The following is a 15,287-nucleotide window of genomic DNA, read 5'->3' as shown; positions in this document are numbered from 1 at the left end:
GATGACAGTTCTCGCGTCCGGGATAGGCGATGCCTTCCAGAATGCCGCGGCGTCCGGCCCGCTTCTCCTGGCTGTCGGTGCGTGTCTCCTGGCGGGGCTGGTGTCGTTCGCTTCGCCGTGCGTGGTCCCGCTCGTGCCCGGCTACCTGTCGTATCTTGCGGGCGTGGTCGGCGCCGAGGCACCCGCGGTCACCGCAGCTCAGGCCGGCTCACGAACCACCACGGTTCGCGACGACGGGCGATTGCGGGTGGCGGGAGCAGCAGGACTGTTCGTCGCGGGATTCACCGTCGTGTTCGTCCTGGCAACGGCATCGGTGTTCGGCGCGATTTCCCTGCTCTCGGTCAACCGTGAGCTGTTGATGCGGATCGGTGGTGTCGTCACCGTCGTCATGGGCATGGTGTTCATCGGCCTGATCCCCGCATTGCAGCGGGACACCCGTACCGCGCCGAAGCAGATTTCGAGTCTTGCGGGTGCGCCACTGCTCGGCGCGGTCTTCGCGCTCGGATGGACCCCGTGTCTGGGACCCACCCTCGCGGGGGTGATCTCGCTCGCCGCAGGCACCGAAGGCGCGACGGCTGCCCGCGGGGTCACGCTCATCGTGGCGTACTGCATCGGACTCGGGCTGCCCTTCGTCGTCCTTGCGTTCGGCTCGGCCCGGGCGCTGCGCGGAGTCGGATGGCTGAGAAGTCATGCCCGGACCATCCAATTGTTCGGCGGCATCATGCTGATTGCCGTCGGCATCGCCCTCGTCACCGGCGCGTGGGACCTGTTCGTGTCCTGGGTGCGGGACTCCTTCATTTCGGACGTGACCTTGCCTGTGTGACGCCGCCCCACATGTCCTTCTCGGCCCGATCCGGTCGCTCCACGTAGCCCCCACCCTTTGGAAGGAGGTCGGCGCTTGTACTCCCTGGTGAACGAGGGGGGATCCGCGTCGAACATCAGATGACGGCCACCGACACGCAGACCTCGGCGCCTCGGCCGGGCGCCCCGAAACAGAGCCCGATGGGGCGCGCCGTGGCGTTCGTCCGCAACACGTGGCGCGGACTGACATCGATGCGCACGGCGTTGGTCCTGTTGTTCCTCTTGGCGCTCGCCGCCATTCCCGGTGCCCTGCTGCCCCAGCGCAACCTCAATGTCGGAAAGGTCGACGAGTACATCGCCGCCCGCCCGACGCTCGGGCCCTTCATGGACCGGCTCGAACTGTTCGATGTGTTCGGCAGCTTCTGGTTCACCGCGATCTACGCCCTGCTGTTCATCTCGCTGATCGGCTGCATCCTGCCGCGCTGCGCCGAGTACTACCGCGCTCTGCGTGCCCGACCGGTCAATGCACCGCGCAACCTCTCGCGTCTGCCGCATCACGTCGAGACCACGTTCGAGGACGAGCCCGGTGCGGTACTCGACCGGATCAGCGGCGAACTACGCGGGTGGCGCGTCGAGCGGCGCGAGGGAACCGCGAAAGGCCGGGACGGCGAGCTGACACTCTCGGCGGAGAAAGGATATCTGCGAGAAGCGGGAAACCTCGTCTTCCACATCTCGCTGGTCGCGCTGCTCGCCACGGTCGCCCTCGGCAAGCTCTTCGGTTACGAGGGCCAGCGCATCCTGGTCGCGAACGGCGAGGAGTTCTGCACCACGTCGCCCGCCTCGTTCGACTCGTTCATCGCCGGTATCGAACTCGACGGCACCGGACTGACACCGATCTGCGTGCGGGTGCACGACTTCGTTGCGGATTATCTCGACAACGGTCAGGCCGAGATGTTCACCTCCAACATCGAGTACCAGTACGGGGACGATGTCGCGGCGAACATCTGGAGCGACGCGCAACTGAAGGTCAACCATCCGCTCAGAGTGGGGGGCGACCGCGTCTATCTCCAAGGCCACGGCTACGCGCCGACCTTCACGGTGACCTGGCCGAACGGTGAGACACGCACCGAAACGTTGCAGTGGGCACCCGAGGACGCCACGACGTTTCTGAGCAGCGGTGCGATGCGATTCGATCCGCCCGGCGGGATGTTCCCGGACGCCGACGAACGACGCAAGAATCAGATCGCGATCGAGGGGCTCTTCGCGCCGACCGCTGCGTTCCACGGGACGCTGCTGTCGTCCGCGTTCCCGGCGATGACGGACCCCGCCGTTGCCATCGACATCTACAAGGGCGATTCCGGTCTCGACACCGGCAGCCCGCAGTCGCTCTTCTCGCTCAATACCGAGTTGATCAATCAAGGTCGACTGGTCAAGCAGGAGCGCGTCAACCTGACGCCGGGAGAGAGCGTCACACTGGCCGACGGCACCGAGGTGAAGTTCGACGGGGCCGTCGACTTCGTCAACCTGCAGGTCTCCCACGACCCATTCCAATCATGGGTGCTGGTGTCGGCAGTCGCGATGATGGCGGGTCTGCTGCTGTCCCTCCTGGTCAAACGGCGAAGGGTGTGGGTGCGCGTCTATCGGGCGGGTACAGTTGCTGACGGTGAACGACGAACTGTAGTAGAGCTCGGTGGCCTCGCTCGCACCGACCAGGCCGGGTGGGGCGACGAATTCGATCGGCTGGTCTCCCGACTTCTCGGTGAGAACGCAGCAGGCGGTCGTGTGCCCGACGGCGAGGCACAGGAGGAGAAAGCATGACGTTGAACGACACCCTCGCGAAGTACAGCGACTGGAGCTTCGAAGCGGCATTCGCCGTTGTAGTGCTGGCCATGCTGCTGCTCGTGGTCGAGTACTCGACCTATCGCTCGAATGTGGTCGCCCGACGTGAGCTCGTCGCTGCCGGTGGCGTCGGATCCGACGAGGCGACCCCGGGACGCGTGGAGAATGCCACGGGAAGGACCCTGTCGGAGCGATTCGGCAATATGGGCCGCGCCCTCGTCGTGGTGGCCGCGGCGTTGATGATTGCATCGATCGTGCTGCGCGGCCTGGCGACCGAACGTTTCCCGCTGGGGAACATGTACGAGTTCGTTGCGATGGCCTGCACTGCGGCGGTCGTGTTCAGTCTGGTGATGCTGCGTAAGCCTGCCTATCGCATCCTGTGGGTGTACGTGCTGGCCCCTATCGCGGTGTTGATGTTCGTGGCGGCCACAGTGCTCTACGCCGACGCTGCACCGGTGGTGCCGGCCCTGCGTTCGTTCTGGCTGCCGATCCACGTGACGATCATCAGCGTGGGCAGCGGAATCTTCCTTCTCGCCGGCGCTGCGAGCGTCCTGTTCCTGGTGCGGATCCGCCAGCCCAAGGGCTCCGAGAAGGGCATCCTCGGGGCTGTTGCAGCGCGACTGCCCGACGCTCAGGTGCTCGACCGTCTCGCCTACCGGACCACGATCGTCGGCTTCCCTCTTTTCGGCATCGGCATCATTCTCGGCGCCATCTGGGCAGAGGCCGCATGGGGCCGGTTCTGGGGATGGGACCCGAAGGAAACCGTCTCGTTCATCACGTGGGTGATCTACGCCGCCTATCTCCACGCCCGCGCGACCTCGGGCTGGCGCAATACGCGTGCGGCGTGGATCAACGTCGTGGGTTTCGTGGCCATGCTGTTCAACTTGTTCATCATCAATATGGTCGTGTCCGGCCTGCACTCGTACGCCGGCCTGAACTGATCCTGCTATCGTCCTCGGCGGCGTGAGGAACTGCGATCGGGGGGAACGCGGATGTCGGAAGGATCCGGACGGCTACCAGGGGCAAGTCTGTCGGGCGCAGGCCCCGGGAACCTGTCGGCTCAGGATCTCGACTCGTCGCTTCTCGTCCGCAGGGCCACCCCTGCGCCCGAACGAGGATGGCGTCGTGCGCTCTTCCACGCGACCGGGGGACGGATAGATGTGGGCGACAGCGCACGTGATCAGCGGCGCAGGGAGCTCGTCGAGCAGGTCTCACAACCACTGCGCGGGTGCTATCGGATCGCGCTGCTCAGTCTCAAAGGTGGTGTGGGCAAGACGACCACGACGGCGACCCTGGGTTCGACGTTCGCGTCGCTCAGAGGCGACCGCGTGGTCGCTGTGGATGCGAATCCCGATCGCGGCACGCTGAGCCAGAAGGTGCCGACGGAAACGTCCGCCACGGTGCGGACGCTCTTGCGCGACGAGGAGCGCATCGAGCGGTACAGCGATGCGCGTGCCTACACCTCGCAGAATGCGCACCGGCTCGAAGTGCTTGCCTCCGACAGCGATCCCGCTGTCTCCGAAGCGTTCAGTGCGCAGGACTACGAACGGACCCTCGCGCTGCTCGAGCGTTACTACAGCATCGTGCTGACCGATTGCGGCACGGGACTGATGCACTCCGCGATGCGCGCAATCCTGGAGAACACGGATGCGCTGGTGGTGATCAGTTCGGGTTCGGTGGACGGCGCAAGGAGTGCGTCGGCCACGCTCGACTGGCTCGACGCGCACGGCTACCGCGACCTTGTGACCGGGTCGGTGGCGGTGGTCAACGCTGTTCGCCCGAAGTCGGGCAAGGTCGACCTCGATCGGCTCGTGGGGCACTTCGAACAGCGGTGCCGAGCGGTGCATCTATTGCCGTTCGATCCTCACCTGGAGGAAGGCGCCGAAGTCGACCTGGAGCGACTGCAGGCTCCAACCAGACGTGCGCTGCTGCAACTCGCCGCCGAGGTGGCGGCGGGTTTCGCACGGTAGGCAGGCACCTCGGGTCAGTCGGTGTTGTCCTGGCCCGGACCGTCGGTCCGGCCGGATTCGTCGGTGTGCCGACGGCGCACCTCGCGATCGACCTTCCAGAGGAACTCGGGGTCGTCGTCGGGGCCGAGACCACGCGTCGGGGTCTTGTTCAGGTCGGGGCCGAATGCTTTCCACAGCAGGAAGACGAGCGTCACCGCACCGATGAGTGCCAACAGATAGAGCACGATGCACCTCCTGGCCGCGTTCGGCGCCGCTTCGACTCCGACGTCGTACTGTCCGATTTCCCCCAGTCTATGCGGCCTGTCCGAGTGTGACATCGACGCGGGTGCATCGAAGTTCTCTCGCGATCGCCCGGAGTTCGGTGGGGCAGGGTGCAGTGGGGCAGGTGCGGTGGGGTAGGCAGGGGCCCGCCCGGCTTCGTTTCCGAGGCCGGGCGGGTCGCCTCAGCGGGTGGCTTCGGTGGTGAGGGAGCGGAGCAGCGTGAGGACCTCGGACTCGCGGAATCGACGGTGTCCGCCCGGTGTGCGCAGTGAACCGAGGCGGCCTGCATGTGCCCAGCGGGTCACGGTCTTCGGATCGACGTGGAAGAGGGCGGCGACCTGGCCGGGGGTGAGCAGGGATTCTTTGGCGCCGTTGAAGGTGGGTGCGCTCATTGTGAATGTCCTCCCGGTTGTTTTGTCTTGATCGGGTTGTTCGATCGGGTTGTCCCACGCCATGTTGACACCGGAACCCCTGGTTGCTCGAACGGTCAGTGGTTGGTAAAGCGGAAGTAATGGACAAAACGGACGGATGTCCAGCTATCGGCGTGCCTTCCGGAAGCCGCGGAATCGGCATCGACGGCTACCCTGGTGGAGTGACCGACGAACACCGCTCCGATCCAGCGAATACCCCGTCCGACTCCGGCCGAAACATCCCGAATCCGAGCAATTCGGGCACCGGCACGCTGGTGCGTGATGTTGCGTTGTATTCACTGGCGAGGCTTGCGCTCGTCGTCGTCCTTGCGGTTGTCATCCTGTACGTCCCGCAGGCATTCGGTGTGGAGATCCCGCTGCTCGTCGCGGCACTGTTCGCGGTTCTCATCGCATTGCCGCTCTCTCTCGTCCTGTTCGCTCCGCTGCGCCGACGGGTCAACGAGGGTATTGCCTCGGTCGACGAACGGCGTCGCACCACTCGCGCTGACCTCGAAAGTCGCCTCCGCGGCGAGAACGAGAGGTGACCGACGCAGGTCCGGGCGTGGTCGATCGCAGCGCGTCCCGCGATTGGGTCGACAATGCCGTCCGGTTGATCGAGGCCGACGCGCAGCGCAGTGCCGACACGCACCTGCTGAGGTATCCGCTGCCTGCGGCGTGGGGCATCGACCTTTATCTGAAGGACGAATCGACGCACGTTACCGGCAGTCTCAAGCATCGACTTGCCCGGTCTCTGTTCCTGTACGGCCTGTGCAACGGATGGATCGGCGAGAACACTCCGGTCATCGAGGCATCGTCCGGTTCGACTGCCGTGAGCGAGGCGTACTTCGCGCAACTCCTCGGCCTCGATTTCGTTGCCGTGGTACCGCGGCGAACCTCGCCCGCGAAGGTCGCGTTGATCGAGGCGCAGGGTGGGCGGTGTCATTACGTCGACCGTCCTCCTGAGATCTACACCGAGGCGCAGCGGCTGGCCGACGAACTCGGCGGTTGCTACCTCGATCAGTTCACGAACGCCGAGCGGGTCACCGACTGGCGGGGAAACAACAACATCGCCGAATCGATCTTCGAGCAGATGCGCCTCGAGCGGCACCCGGTGCCCGACTGGATCGTCGTGGGCGCCGGTACCGGCGGAACCAGTGCAACGATCGGCCGCTACATCCGATACCGCCGGCACCGCACGAGGCTCGCGGTGGTGGATCCGGAGAACTCGGCGTTCTTCGGCGCGTACGAGACCGGTTCCGTCGACTACGCCACGGGGATGCCATCGCGGATCGAGGGAATAGGCCGCCCGCGCGTCGAGCCCTCGTTCGTGCCGCAGGTGGTGGACCGGATGGTCCGGGTGCCCGACGCTGCGTCCATCGCAGCCATGCGTCACGGCAGTACTGCCCTCGGTAGGCGAGTCGGCGGATCTACCGGAACCAACCTCTGGGGTGCCTTCGGCCTCATCGGCGAGATGTTGGCCAGCGGTCGGGAAGGCAGTGTGGTGACCCTGCTGTGCGACGGCGGTGAGCGCTACACCGGTACGTACTACTCCGACGAGTGGCTCTCGGCGGAAGGGCTCGAGGCGTCGAAGTGGGGTGCGGTACTGGAGGAGTTCGCCGCGACCGGTCGCTGGGAGTCGCGCGAGAACGGCTGACCGCTCACCCCTTCGATCTTCTGATGAACAGCGCCGTCAATTTCTGTTGACATTGTCATGATGTCAACTTAAATTGACGTCATGAACGACGAAGCAACCACGCTTGCCGCATCTGCTGCGAGTCCCGACCCTGCCGAAGGGTTGCGCGCTGTCGTTGCCTTGAGGCGCCTACTCGAACGACTCGAATCCATTCAGGTCGAGAGTGCGCGTCGGCAGGGCTGGTCTTGGCAGGCGATCGCAGATGCGCTCGACGTGAGCCGACAGGCCGTCCATCAGAAGTACAACCGGAAGCGCAGGTAGATCCATGTTCGAACGATTCTCCGGCAGTGCTCGCGCCGCCGTCGTAGCTGCCCAGGCCGAAGCCCTACGCCTGAACGCCGACCGGATCACGCCCGGGCACGTCTTGCTCGGTGTACTCGTCACCGCCGAGGAGCATCTGCGTGCGTCGCTCGCGGATGTCGGTCTGACGGTCGACGGGGTCCGCGCGCATCTGGTCGCGATGAACCAGGGTCAGCCGCTGGGGCCGGACGACGCCGCGGCCCTAGAGGCGATCGGCATCGACCTCGATGCTGTACGGGCTCGACTCGAGGACACCTTCGGTGAGGGCGTGCTCGACAGGCCGGCGGAGAATACGGGCAAGGGGCGGGGCGGCCGATTCTCGGATCTGTTCGGTGGGCACATCCCGTTCGACCGTAATGCCAAGAAAACTCTCGAACTGTCGCTGCGCGAGGCGATCGCACATCACGACCGCTTGATCGGATCCGAACACATCATGCTGGGAGTGATCCGGAGCGATGACTCGGAGACCACTTCGCTGATCGAGGCCTACGTGACTCGCGACCGCCTCCGGCAGGTGCTGATCGAGCAACTCGATTCTGCCGCTTGAGCCACGCCCGCCTCTCGGGGGCTCGTATGTCACAGTGTCTGCATGATTTCACTGATCCTGCGGTTGATCATCAACGCGGTCGGGCTGTGGCTCGCGGCCAGGCTCGTCACCGGTGTCGACATCGTCGGCGTCGACGGGGGAGAGTTCACGGTCGATACGGCGATCAAACTGCTGATCCTCGCCGCGATCTTCACCGTGGTCAATGCCCTGGTGAAGCCGCTCGTGAAGCTGCTGTCACTGCCGTTGGTCATCCTGAGTCTGGGGCTGTTCCTGCTCGTCATCAATGCCCTGATGCTGTGGCTGACCTCGTGGGTGGCCGAATTCTTCGACGGCGGACTCACGATCTCGGGATTCTGGGCGGCCTTCTGGGGCGGTCTGATCATCGCCATCGTCAACTTCGTCCTGGGGCTGATCGTTCCCGACCGGGACTGAGAATCTCAGGCGAAGGCGAGCGCGATACCCGTCGTCCCGAGCGTTCAGCCGAAGGCGAGCGCGATACCCGTCGTCACAGCCCACACCAGCATCGCGAGGGCGGTGTCGCGCAATGCGGGCAGGAGATCGAGGCCGAGTCCTCCTGAGCGCACCGGCGCGTGTGCGCGCACCGCGAGCGGGGCGGCGAGCAGCCCGACCAACGCCCACGGTGTCGCCGCCACCAGCGCGAGCGACATGACGAACGGCGTCGTGAGCAACCCCAGGTGCAGTGTGCGGGTACGTGGGTCACCCAACCGGACGGCCAGCGTGCGCTTCCCGCTCTCGGTGTCGGTCGGGATGTCACGCAAGTTGTTCGTCACCATCACCGCGCTGGAGAAGCAGCCCATCGCCACTGCACCCGCCAGTCCGGTGAGGGTGAGTTGCTCGGCCTGCACGAAGAGTGTGCCGAGCACTGCGACCAGGCCGAAGAACACGAACACTGCCACTTCGCCGAGGCCGCTGTAGCCGTAGGGGTTACGGCCGCCGGTGTAGTACCACGCGCCCACGATGCATACGAGGCCCACCAGGATCAGCCACCACGCGCTTGTCAGGGCAAGCGCGAGACCGGCAACCGCGGCGACTCCGAAACATGCGAAGGCGGCGCGTTTGACTGCACCGGGGGACGCAGCACCCGAACCGACCAGACGCATCGGTCCGACGCGCTCGTCGTCGGTACCGCGGATCCCGTCGGAGTAGTCGTTGGCGAGGTTCACCCCGATGTTCAGTGCGAGCGACACGACAAGGGCGAGCAGCGCTTTCCACCATACGGCCTCATCGAGTGCCGCCGCGGCGCCTGTACCCACGATGACGGGAGAGATCGCGTTCGGAAGGGTACGGGGGCGGGCTCCTTCGAGCCATTGACCAGCGGTTGCCATTCGTCGATCTTCGCACTTGGGCGCGCGCACGTCGGGGGTGGGACCCGGCCTGTCGCTCAAGAGAACTTGGTGACCAGGGCGCGACGATCGATCTTTCCCGGCCCACGCAGCGGCAACACGTCGACGAGATGCAACTCGCGGGGAGCGGCGGTCGTGTCCAGGGTTGCGCACGTCCACTCCCGTAGTTCCCCGAGTGTGGGGGTGCTGCCGTGCTCGGGGACGACCACCGCTGCCACCCTGTGCCCGAGTCGGTCGTCGGGCAGCCCGATCACCGCAACCTCCCGCACTGAGGGGTGCTCGATGAGAACGGCTTCGACGACTTGCGGCACCACGGTGAGCCCACCGGACGAGATGGCCTCGTCGAGCCGGCCGAGAATGCGGAGGGCCCCGTCGTCGAACAGTCCGGCGTCGTCGGTGCGGAACCACCCCGATCGGGCGAACGCGCCGTGGTCAGGCAGGCCGCGGTACCCGGACGCGAGCACCGTGCCGCCGAGCCACACTCGGCTCTCTGCGTCGACACGGACATCGACGCCGGTGAGCGGTACACCGTCGTACACGCAACCGCCGCACGTCTCACTCATCCCGTAGGTGCGCACCACATTCATGCCGGCCGCACGGGCGCGACGCAGAACGGGTTCGGGGGTGGCTGCACCGCCGAGCAGGATCGCGTCGAGTTCCGCGAGTGCTGCGGCCGCGTCCGGATGGTCGAGGGCCTTGATGAGCTGGGTCGGCACCATCGATGTGTAGCGTCGCGGCCCGCGCATCGCCGCGACCGCGGCAGGTAGCGCGGTGGGGTCGAAACCGTGCGACACATCCATGATCACCGGCTCGGTGCCCGACAGAATGCTTCGCAGGAGCACCTGCATCCCGGCGATGTGATGCCCAGGGAGCGCGAGCAGCCACGAGCCGGTGCCGCCGATTCGTTCGTGTGTGGCGTTTCCGCTGGCGCGCAGGGCTGCCGCAGTGAGCTGAGCGCCCTTGGGAGTTCCGGTGGTACCCGAGGTCGCGACAACGAGACCTACCGTGTCGTCGATCGGTTCACCGGGATGCAGCGCATCGGTGAGGCGCCGGATCTCCCGGTGGTCGCCGGCGGGAACAGGCAGCAGGGGAGGGCCTTGGCCGTCGAGCATGTGCTGCAGCGCCGGCACGACGTCGTGGGCCCTGCCTCCGGCCGGAACTTCGAGGACGGTGAGCTCGGCCCTCACAAGTCATGTCCGGTCAGTGGCCAGCCTCCGGCTTCGAGGTGCACCCGGACCCGATCGATGTCGTGCCCGAGCGGCATCTCGTTGGTGATCTTGGTGATGAGTACGGCTATGTCGGTTTTGCTGATCGGCAGATCGCCTTCGTCGACGAGAGCATCGGCGACCTGATCGACCTCGTCGTCGGACAGTCGCCGCTTGAGGAGGGCCAACAGCGGCACGTAGTCCTGTTCGGGTACACCCTCCGGATAACCGGCGCGCAGCCACTCGATGATCGAAGCGAGGAACGGGGGAAGCATCGCGGACGCTCCTCAGTACGATCCGGTGGGCCGGTCGTCACCGGTGGCGCGGTCACCGTTTCGAGCGCCGTCGGTAACGGACTGTTCGATGTCGTCGTCCTGTTCGTCGGTCCCGACGACGGGCCATCCTCCCGCGACCAGCTGTTCGGTGACCCGTGCGATGTCGTCGTCGGTCGGCTGCTCGTTCAGCACCCCCGCGATGATCTTCCGGAGCGTGTCGTAGTCCACCTTCCGCTGCGGGTGCTCGTGTGCCGTTGCGACCGACAGCTCGAGGATCTCGGCGATGTCTTCGTCCGTCAGCCTGCGTCGGAGGACGGACAGCAGGGCGAAGTGGTCCTTGGGAGGGATTCCTTCGGGATAACCGGCCCGTAGCCAGTCCAACACCGAGCGAAGAGAATACCGAGGCAAGATTATCGTTGATCCTTCTCTTCGGTGACGATCAGAACAGTTGGATACCGAAGCTGCTGGACAGGAAGTCAGCAGTCAACAGGAGTATCCCCGCAATGATCGCGACGACGACAATCATGAAGCAGATGACCGCTCCGATGCGGCCCAATGCTCGCCGGCCGGCGTCGACCGTTCCGGTGCCGTCGTCCCCGAGTGCTGCCGATCGCATTCCGAGTGCGAAGACGGCGGGCAGGCCGGCCCCCAGCACGAGGCCGACCAACACGACCTGCCACAGGGAATCGAGTGTGGAGACCAGCAGATTCACAGGCGTCCCTCCTGGGCGACGGGATCGAGTTCGGTGCCGCCGTCACTTTCCCATGACGCGTTGACGTTGGACGCATCGATCGGCTGCAAGCGGGACCGCAGATACATCAGGCCGGCGAGCGCACACAGGATCGCGAATACCACGAGGACACCGGGAAGGCCGCCGATCAGGTGGGCGATCAGCCAGCATACGGCACCGACCACACCCGCGCACGGCAATGTGATCAGCCATGCCACGGCCATTCGGCCCGCGATGCCCCAGCGAACCTCGGCACCTTTCGTGCCGAGGCCTGTGCCGAGGATCGAGCCGGTGGCCACGTGAGTTGTCGACAACGGGAGCCCGAAATGGCTCGACGTGAGGATGATCGCAGCCGACGAGGACTCCGCCGCCATGCCCTGCGGAGGCGTGATCTCGACCAGGCCCTTGCCGAGGGTGCGAATGATCCGCCAACCCCCGAGATAGGTGCCGAGCGCAATCGCGACAGCGCATGTGAACTTGACCCAGAACGGCATCTCGGTTTCGGGGGTGATCGTCCCGTATGCCACAAGCGCCAGGAAGATCACGCCCATCGTCTTCTGCGCGTCGTTGGTGCCGTGCGCGAGTGAGACGAGCGAGGCGGTGCCGATCTGGCCGATCTTGAAGCCCTTACCGCGGGACTCTTCGGGAATGTCGTGGGTGAGGCGATGAACCGACCAGGTGCCCACCGTTGCGACCAGCGCAGCGACGACGGGTGCGAGCAGGGCCGGGATGATCACCTTGCCCAGAACACCGTCCCACACCACGCCGCTCATACCGAGAGCGGCGATGGCGGCGCCGATCAGACCGCCGAACAAAGCGTGGGAGGAACTCGACGGGAGGCCGAACAGCCAGGTCGCAAGGTTCCAGAGAATGCCGCCGACGAGTCCGGCGAACACGATGAGCAACAGTGCCGGGCCGCCGGTGTTGTCGAGATTGACCACACCTTTGGCGACAGTCGCGGCGACCTCGACCGACAGGAATGCCCCGACGAGGTTGAGCACGGCCGACAGGCCGACAGCTACTTTCGGCCTCAGCGCCCCGGTAGCGATGGAGGTGGCCATCGCGTTGCCCGTGTCGTGGAAGCCGTTCGTGAAATCGAATGCGAGGGCAGTGACGACCACTACCAGTAGGACAACGAACTCTGCGGTCACGTCTTCCGATTGTGGGGTAAATAGGCGGTGAATGTACAGCTAATGGGAGGTTTCCCACGGGTGTTCCGAGGGCGATTCGCACTCGAGCGGGAGGTCGGCGGTTCCCACCGTGTGCAAGGTCACGCCGAGGGGGTCAGCGGAGATCCGTGCGAATCGGGTGATCCGGCGGAATCTGCACCAGAACCACACGGATTCCGTCCGGATCCTCGATCCACATCTCGTGCAGTCCCCACGGCTCCTGTTGCGCGGCTCGGGTGATCACAACTCCCGCGAGCGTGAGCTCCGTTTGTGCGGCATACACGTCCCGGACCTGAAGCCACAGTGCTCCGTGGAAGCGTTGAGTGCTGTCGCGTTCGCCGTGCGCGGCGATCTCGATCAAGCCCTGGCCCGCGAAGAATACGGTGCCGCCCGGATACTCGCGGGCAATGGCGAGGCCGAGGGTCCCGCCGTAGAACTCGAGGGTGGCGTCGTAGTCGTGTGGACGCAGGATCGTCCGGCTGCTCAGTATCTCCATGTCTGCATCTTCCATGTCTGCACCTTCGCCCGCCGCGCCTAACCTTCGGGCGCTGGACGTGCCTCGTGCCCCCGCAAGCCGTGGGTACGACGCGCCTCTTTCGACTCTGCCTCGAACAGATGCCTGCGTCCTGCGACCAATGTGTCGCGTACCTCCGCGTCGAAGGTGCGTAGCTCGGTCCAATAGCCGTCGTCGAACTCCTCGACGAGCTGGAACGTCCACCGCCCTTCGGCAACATTACGGCCCACGAGTTGGCGTTCGATCCGGTCGGCAAGCTCGGGGTTGCCCGCGGCGCGAAGCATCTCTGCGGCCTGCTCGACCTGAAAATCGGCGTGGCCCATCAACTGATGGAAGCCGTACAGGTGTCCGCGTGCCCGCTCGACGGTTTCGAGTGCCTCGGACAGTTTCCCGACGGCCGCGACCGTCGCATCGGTGACGCCCTCCGGCCGAGTATGCGAGGGATCGGGACGCTCGCGATCGGTCATGTTTCGAGTGTGCCCGACCCAACGCTCTGCAGATCCGTCTTCGCCCGGTCGGAACTGCCGCGGGTGAGCAGTTCGAACGATGCTTTCCACAGCCACTCCACCGGACCCTGCCGGAAGTGACGTAGCCACAGCCGGGACGCGACGACGAGGATCGCACACACGGCGATGTATACGGCGACGGTGAACTGCGTTCGGTACGTGGGGTCGATCTTGGCGGCGAGGCCGAGCCCCCATCCGTAGCAGATCGCAGATGCGATGATGTTCTGCAGGATGTAGCAGCTCAGCGCAGTGCGACCGATGCCTTGCATCCACCCGCCGACGGTGCCGACCTGCTCGCGAGTCGAGTACCACTGCGCGATCAGCGCCAGAAGTCCCGCCGCCACGAACGGCGCGATCGCGTACCGCGCCGCGAACGTACCCGCGGGGCCACCGAACAGGCCCACTGCGATATCGACGGGTGCCGCGACAGCGCCGATCAACAACAGCCGACGGCGCAGTCGAACACCTCGCTCGTCAAAGATGCCTGCGTCGAACAGCGCGGCGCCGACGAGGAACATCGCGATCGTCAATGGCACCAGGAAGATCACTTCGGAGCGGAAGGCGAGGAAGTTTTCGGCGCGGAACACCACCAGGTCCCACCAGTTGCCCGTCGCGAATACATCCGTCGGCTCGCTCGAGGAGTCCCCCGAAGCGGGGGTCGCGGCGAGCGCGATCACGAGGGCGGTCACGAACAGCATGTGCACGATGGCGGCGGTGCCGACAATCCACATACGTGTGCGGCGCGAGGACACGACCACGCCGCACAGGAGCATGGATACCGCCGCATAGCCCATCAGAACATCGAACTCTGCGACCAGGAAGTAGTGCACGAGCCCGTCGATGAACAGCAGGAACGCACGTGTCCGGTAGTTCCCCGGCCACGCGCGTCCCCCACGGCGGGCCGACGCCGCTTGGATCGCGAGCCCTATCCCGAACATCAAGGTGAGAAGGCCGAGAAATTTGCCCTGTGCGAGCTGCATCAGGATGCGCTGCGGCCACGGATCCGATCCTGCGGTCTCGATATAGCCGACGATCCCGGCAGGGTCGGTGAAGATCCAGATATTGGTCCCCAGCGTGCCCAGGATCGCGACCCCCCGGGCGACATCGAGCGCGGCGATCCGGGTGCGGGGCATGGTGGAGCCGACGGTGGTCATGCCCTCGACTCTGCTGCACCGCCGGCAGTCAGGGCGTCGGGAGAAGGGACGACCGTCGGGTCATCACATCGGAGGATCCGGGGAGCGTCAACGCGATGGCCGTGATGAGTATCACGCCGAAATGTGGTCGACGTCTGATATCGGGATGTTTGAAGCCGCATACTCCTGGACATAACTACCGCCGAGGTGCCCCGACGCACCGACGCCCCGGCCGCGGGGCGGGACATGATGCCCCGCACGGACCAGGAGACCACGATGAGCACCGACTACGACGTCCGACGCACCAACGATCTTGCAGGCACCGGTACTGCGATCGACGAACTCGACCTGAAGCAGACGGGACTCGCCGACGCCGACGAAGCCGAGGTCATCGAATCGCCGGATCTGCCCGGAGCGGATCTGTCGGGCGAGGAACTCAGCGTGAATGTCGTGCCGATCCAGGAGGACGAGTTCACCTGCTATCGATGCTTCCTCGTTCATCATCACAGCCGGAAGGCGTCGTCGCCGACAGAGGATCCCTACTGTCTCGACTGCGCCTGACCTGCCCGC

The 15,287-nt window shown here is 65.5% G+C and carries 21 protein-coding genes; 10 read left to right on the top strand and 11 right to left on the bottom strand.

Features of this window, described 5'->3' with window-relative positions:
* The first annotated feature begins 1 nt into the window (after position 1).
* The 4 genes from MWU77_RS04790 (at position 2) to MWU77_RS04775 (ending at position 4,610) form a co-directional block, all read left to right on the top strand.
* Positions 2–823 carry a cytochrome c biogenesis CcdA family protein gene (locus MWU77_RS04790; RefSeq protein ID WP_247273082.1) on the top strand — a complete coding sequence of 274 codons (822 nt, stop codon included), beginning with the start codon at positions 2–4 and terminating at the stop codon, positions 821–823.
* A gap of 119 nt (positions 824–942) precedes the next feature.
* Positions 943–2,619, top strand: a complete 1,677-nt coding sequence (locus tag MWU77_RS04785; RefSeq protein ID WP_247273081.1) for a cytochrome c biogenesis protein ResB — start codon at positions 943–945, stop codon at positions 2,617–2,619.
* Positions 2,616–3,581: a c-type cytochrome biogenesis protein CcsB gene (ccsB, locus tag MWU77_RS04780; RefSeq protein ID WP_169690030.1), complete on the top strand. Its 966-nt coding sequence runs from the start codon at positions 2,616–2,618 to the stop codon at positions 3,579–3,581. The genes MWU77_RS04785 and ccsB overlap by 4 nt, the downstream gene beginning before the upstream one ends.
* Before the next feature lie 51 nt (positions 3,582–3,632).
* Positions 3,633–4,610: a MinD/ParA family protein gene (locus tag MWU77_RS04775; RefSeq protein ID WP_169690029.1), complete on the top strand. Its 978-nt coding sequence runs from the start codon at positions 3,633–3,635 to the stop codon at positions 4,608–4,610.
* Positions 4,611–4,624: 14 nt separating this feature from the next.
* Here MWU77_RS04775 and MWU77_RS04770 read toward each other — a convergent pair whose 3' ends face one another.
* The gene (locus MWU77_RS04770) at positions 4,625–4,834 is read right to left on the bottom strand and encodes a hypothetical protein (protein ID WP_169690028.1); all 210 of its coding nucleotides are present in this window, start codon (positions 4,832–4,834) and stop codon (positions 4,625–4,627) included.
* 219 nt (positions 4,835–5,053) lie between these two features.
* Positions 5,054–5,263, bottom strand: a complete 210-nt coding sequence (locus tag MWU77_RS04765) for a BldC family transcriptional regulator (protein ID WP_072704338.1) — start codon at positions 5,261–5,263, stop codon at positions 5,054–5,056.
* 257 nt (positions 5,264–5,520) lie between these two features.
* On the opposite strand from MWU77_RS04765, the gene MWU77_RS04760 reads away from it, so the two are divergent.
* From MWU77_RS04760 to MWU77_RS04740, 5 genes are all read left to right on the top strand, one after another.
* Positions 5,521–5,826, top strand: coding sequence for a DUF4229 domain-containing protein (locus MWU77_RS04760; protein ID WP_247273420.1), 306 nt, complete (start codon positions 5,521–5,523; stop codon positions 5,824–5,826).
* Positions 5,823–6,935 carry a PLP-dependent cysteine synthase family protein gene (locus MWU77_RS04755; RefSeq protein ID WP_169690026.1) on the top strand — a complete coding sequence of 371 codons (1,113 nt, stop codon included), beginning with the start codon at positions 5,823–5,825 and terminating at the stop codon, positions 6,933–6,935. Before MWU77_RS04760 ends, MWU77_RS04755 begins: the two co-directional genes overlap by 4 nt.
* Positions 6,936–7,016: 81 nt before the next feature.
* Positions 7,017–7,235, top strand: coding sequence for a helix-turn-helix domain-containing protein (locus MWU77_RS04750; RefSeq protein ID WP_169690025.1), 219 nt, complete (start codon positions 7,017–7,019; stop codon positions 7,233–7,235).
* A 4-nt stretch (positions 7,236–7,239) separates the two neighbouring features.
* Positions 7,240–7,821: a Clp protease N-terminal domain-containing protein gene (locus MWU77_RS04745; protein WP_169690024.1), complete on the top strand. Its 582-nt coding sequence runs from the start codon at positions 7,240–7,242 to the stop codon at positions 7,819–7,821.
* 42 nt (positions 7,822–7,863) lie between these two features.
* On the top strand, positions 7,864–8,253 hold the full coding sequence (locus MWU77_RS04740) for a phage holin family protein (protein ID WP_169690023.1): 390 nt from the start codon (positions 7,864–7,866) through the stop codon (positions 8,251–8,253).
* 44 nt (positions 8,254–8,297) lie between these two features.
* Here MWU77_RS04740 and MWU77_RS04735 read toward each other — a convergent pair whose 3' ends face one another.
* The 9 genes from MWU77_RS04735 to MWU77_RS04695 form a co-directional block, all read right to left on the bottom strand.
* The gene (locus MWU77_RS04735; protein WP_169690022.1) at positions 8,298–9,167 is read right to left on the bottom strand and encodes a 1,4-dihydroxy-2-naphthoate polyprenyltransferase; all 870 of its coding nucleotides are present in this window, start codon (positions 9,165–9,167) and stop codon (positions 8,298–8,300) included.
* A gap of 56 nt (positions 9,168–9,223) precedes the next feature.
* Positions 9,224–10,372 (bottom strand): o-succinylbenzoate--CoA ligase, encoded by a 1,149-nt coding sequence (menE, locus tag MWU77_RS04730; protein WP_169690021.1) that lies wholly within the window; start codon positions 10,370–10,372, stop codon positions 9,224–9,226.
* On the bottom strand, positions 10,369–10,665 hold the full coding sequence (locus MWU77_RS04725; protein ID WP_247273080.1) for a DUF3349 domain-containing protein: 297 nt from the start codon (positions 10,663–10,665) through the stop codon (positions 10,369–10,371). The genes menE and MWU77_RS04725 overlap by 4 nt, the downstream gene beginning before the upstream one ends.
* A gap of 12 nt (positions 10,666–10,677) precedes the next feature.
* The gene (locus tag MWU77_RS04720) at positions 10,678–11,073 is read right to left on the bottom strand and encodes a DUF3349 domain-containing protein (RefSeq protein ID WP_169690020.1); all 396 of its coding nucleotides are present in this window, start codon (positions 11,071–11,073) and stop codon (positions 10,678–10,680) included.
* A gap of 31 nt (positions 11,074–11,104) precedes the next feature.
* Positions 11,105–11,377, bottom strand: coding sequence for a hypothetical protein (locus MWU77_RS04715; protein ID WP_169690019.1), 273 nt, complete (start codon positions 11,375–11,377; stop codon positions 11,105–11,107).
* Complete coding sequence (locus MWU77_RS04710) at positions 11,374–12,546, bottom strand: inorganic phosphate transporter (protein WP_169690018.1); 1,173 nt, start codon at positions 12,544–12,546, stop codon at positions 11,374–11,376. The genes MWU77_RS04715 and MWU77_RS04710 overlap by 4 nt, the downstream gene beginning before the upstream one ends.
* A 133-nt stretch (positions 12,547–12,679) precedes the next feature.
* Positions 12,680–13,060 carry a VOC family protein gene (locus MWU77_RS04705; RefSeq protein ID WP_247273419.1) on the bottom strand — a complete coding sequence of 127 codons (381 nt, stop codon included), beginning with the start codon at positions 13,058–13,060 and terminating at the stop codon, positions 12,680–12,682.
* A 38-nt stretch (positions 13,061–13,098) separates the two neighbouring features.
* Positions 13,099–13,545, bottom strand: a complete 447-nt coding sequence (locus MWU77_RS04700; RefSeq protein WP_247273079.1) for a hypothetical protein — start codon at positions 13,543–13,545, stop codon at positions 13,099–13,101.
* A complete protein-coding gene (locus tag MWU77_RS04695; protein ID WP_169690016.1) occupies positions 13,542–14,738 on the bottom strand; it encodes a DUF418 domain-containing protein in 1,197 nt (398 codons plus the stop codon). Before MWU77_RS04695 ends, MWU77_RS04700 begins: the two co-directional genes overlap by 4 nt.
* A 255-nt stretch (positions 14,739–14,993) precedes the next feature.
* On the opposite strand from MWU77_RS04695, the gene MWU77_RS04690 reads away from it, so the two are divergent.
* Entirely contained in the window at positions 14,994–15,278 is a 285-nt protein-coding gene (locus tag MWU77_RS04690; RefSeq protein ID WP_169690015.1) for a DUF4193 domain-containing protein, read from the top strand.
* Positions 15,279–15,287: the final 9 nt, after the last annotated feature.

Source organism: Rhodococcus sp. F64268, assembly GCF_023015605.1.
Lineage (GTDB): Bacteria > Actinomycetota > Actinomycetes > Mycobacteriales > Mycobacteriaceae > Rhodococcus.
The sequence above is the reverse complement of the archived record's forward strand: the minus strand, read 5'-3'. Positions and strand labels throughout refer to the sequence as shown.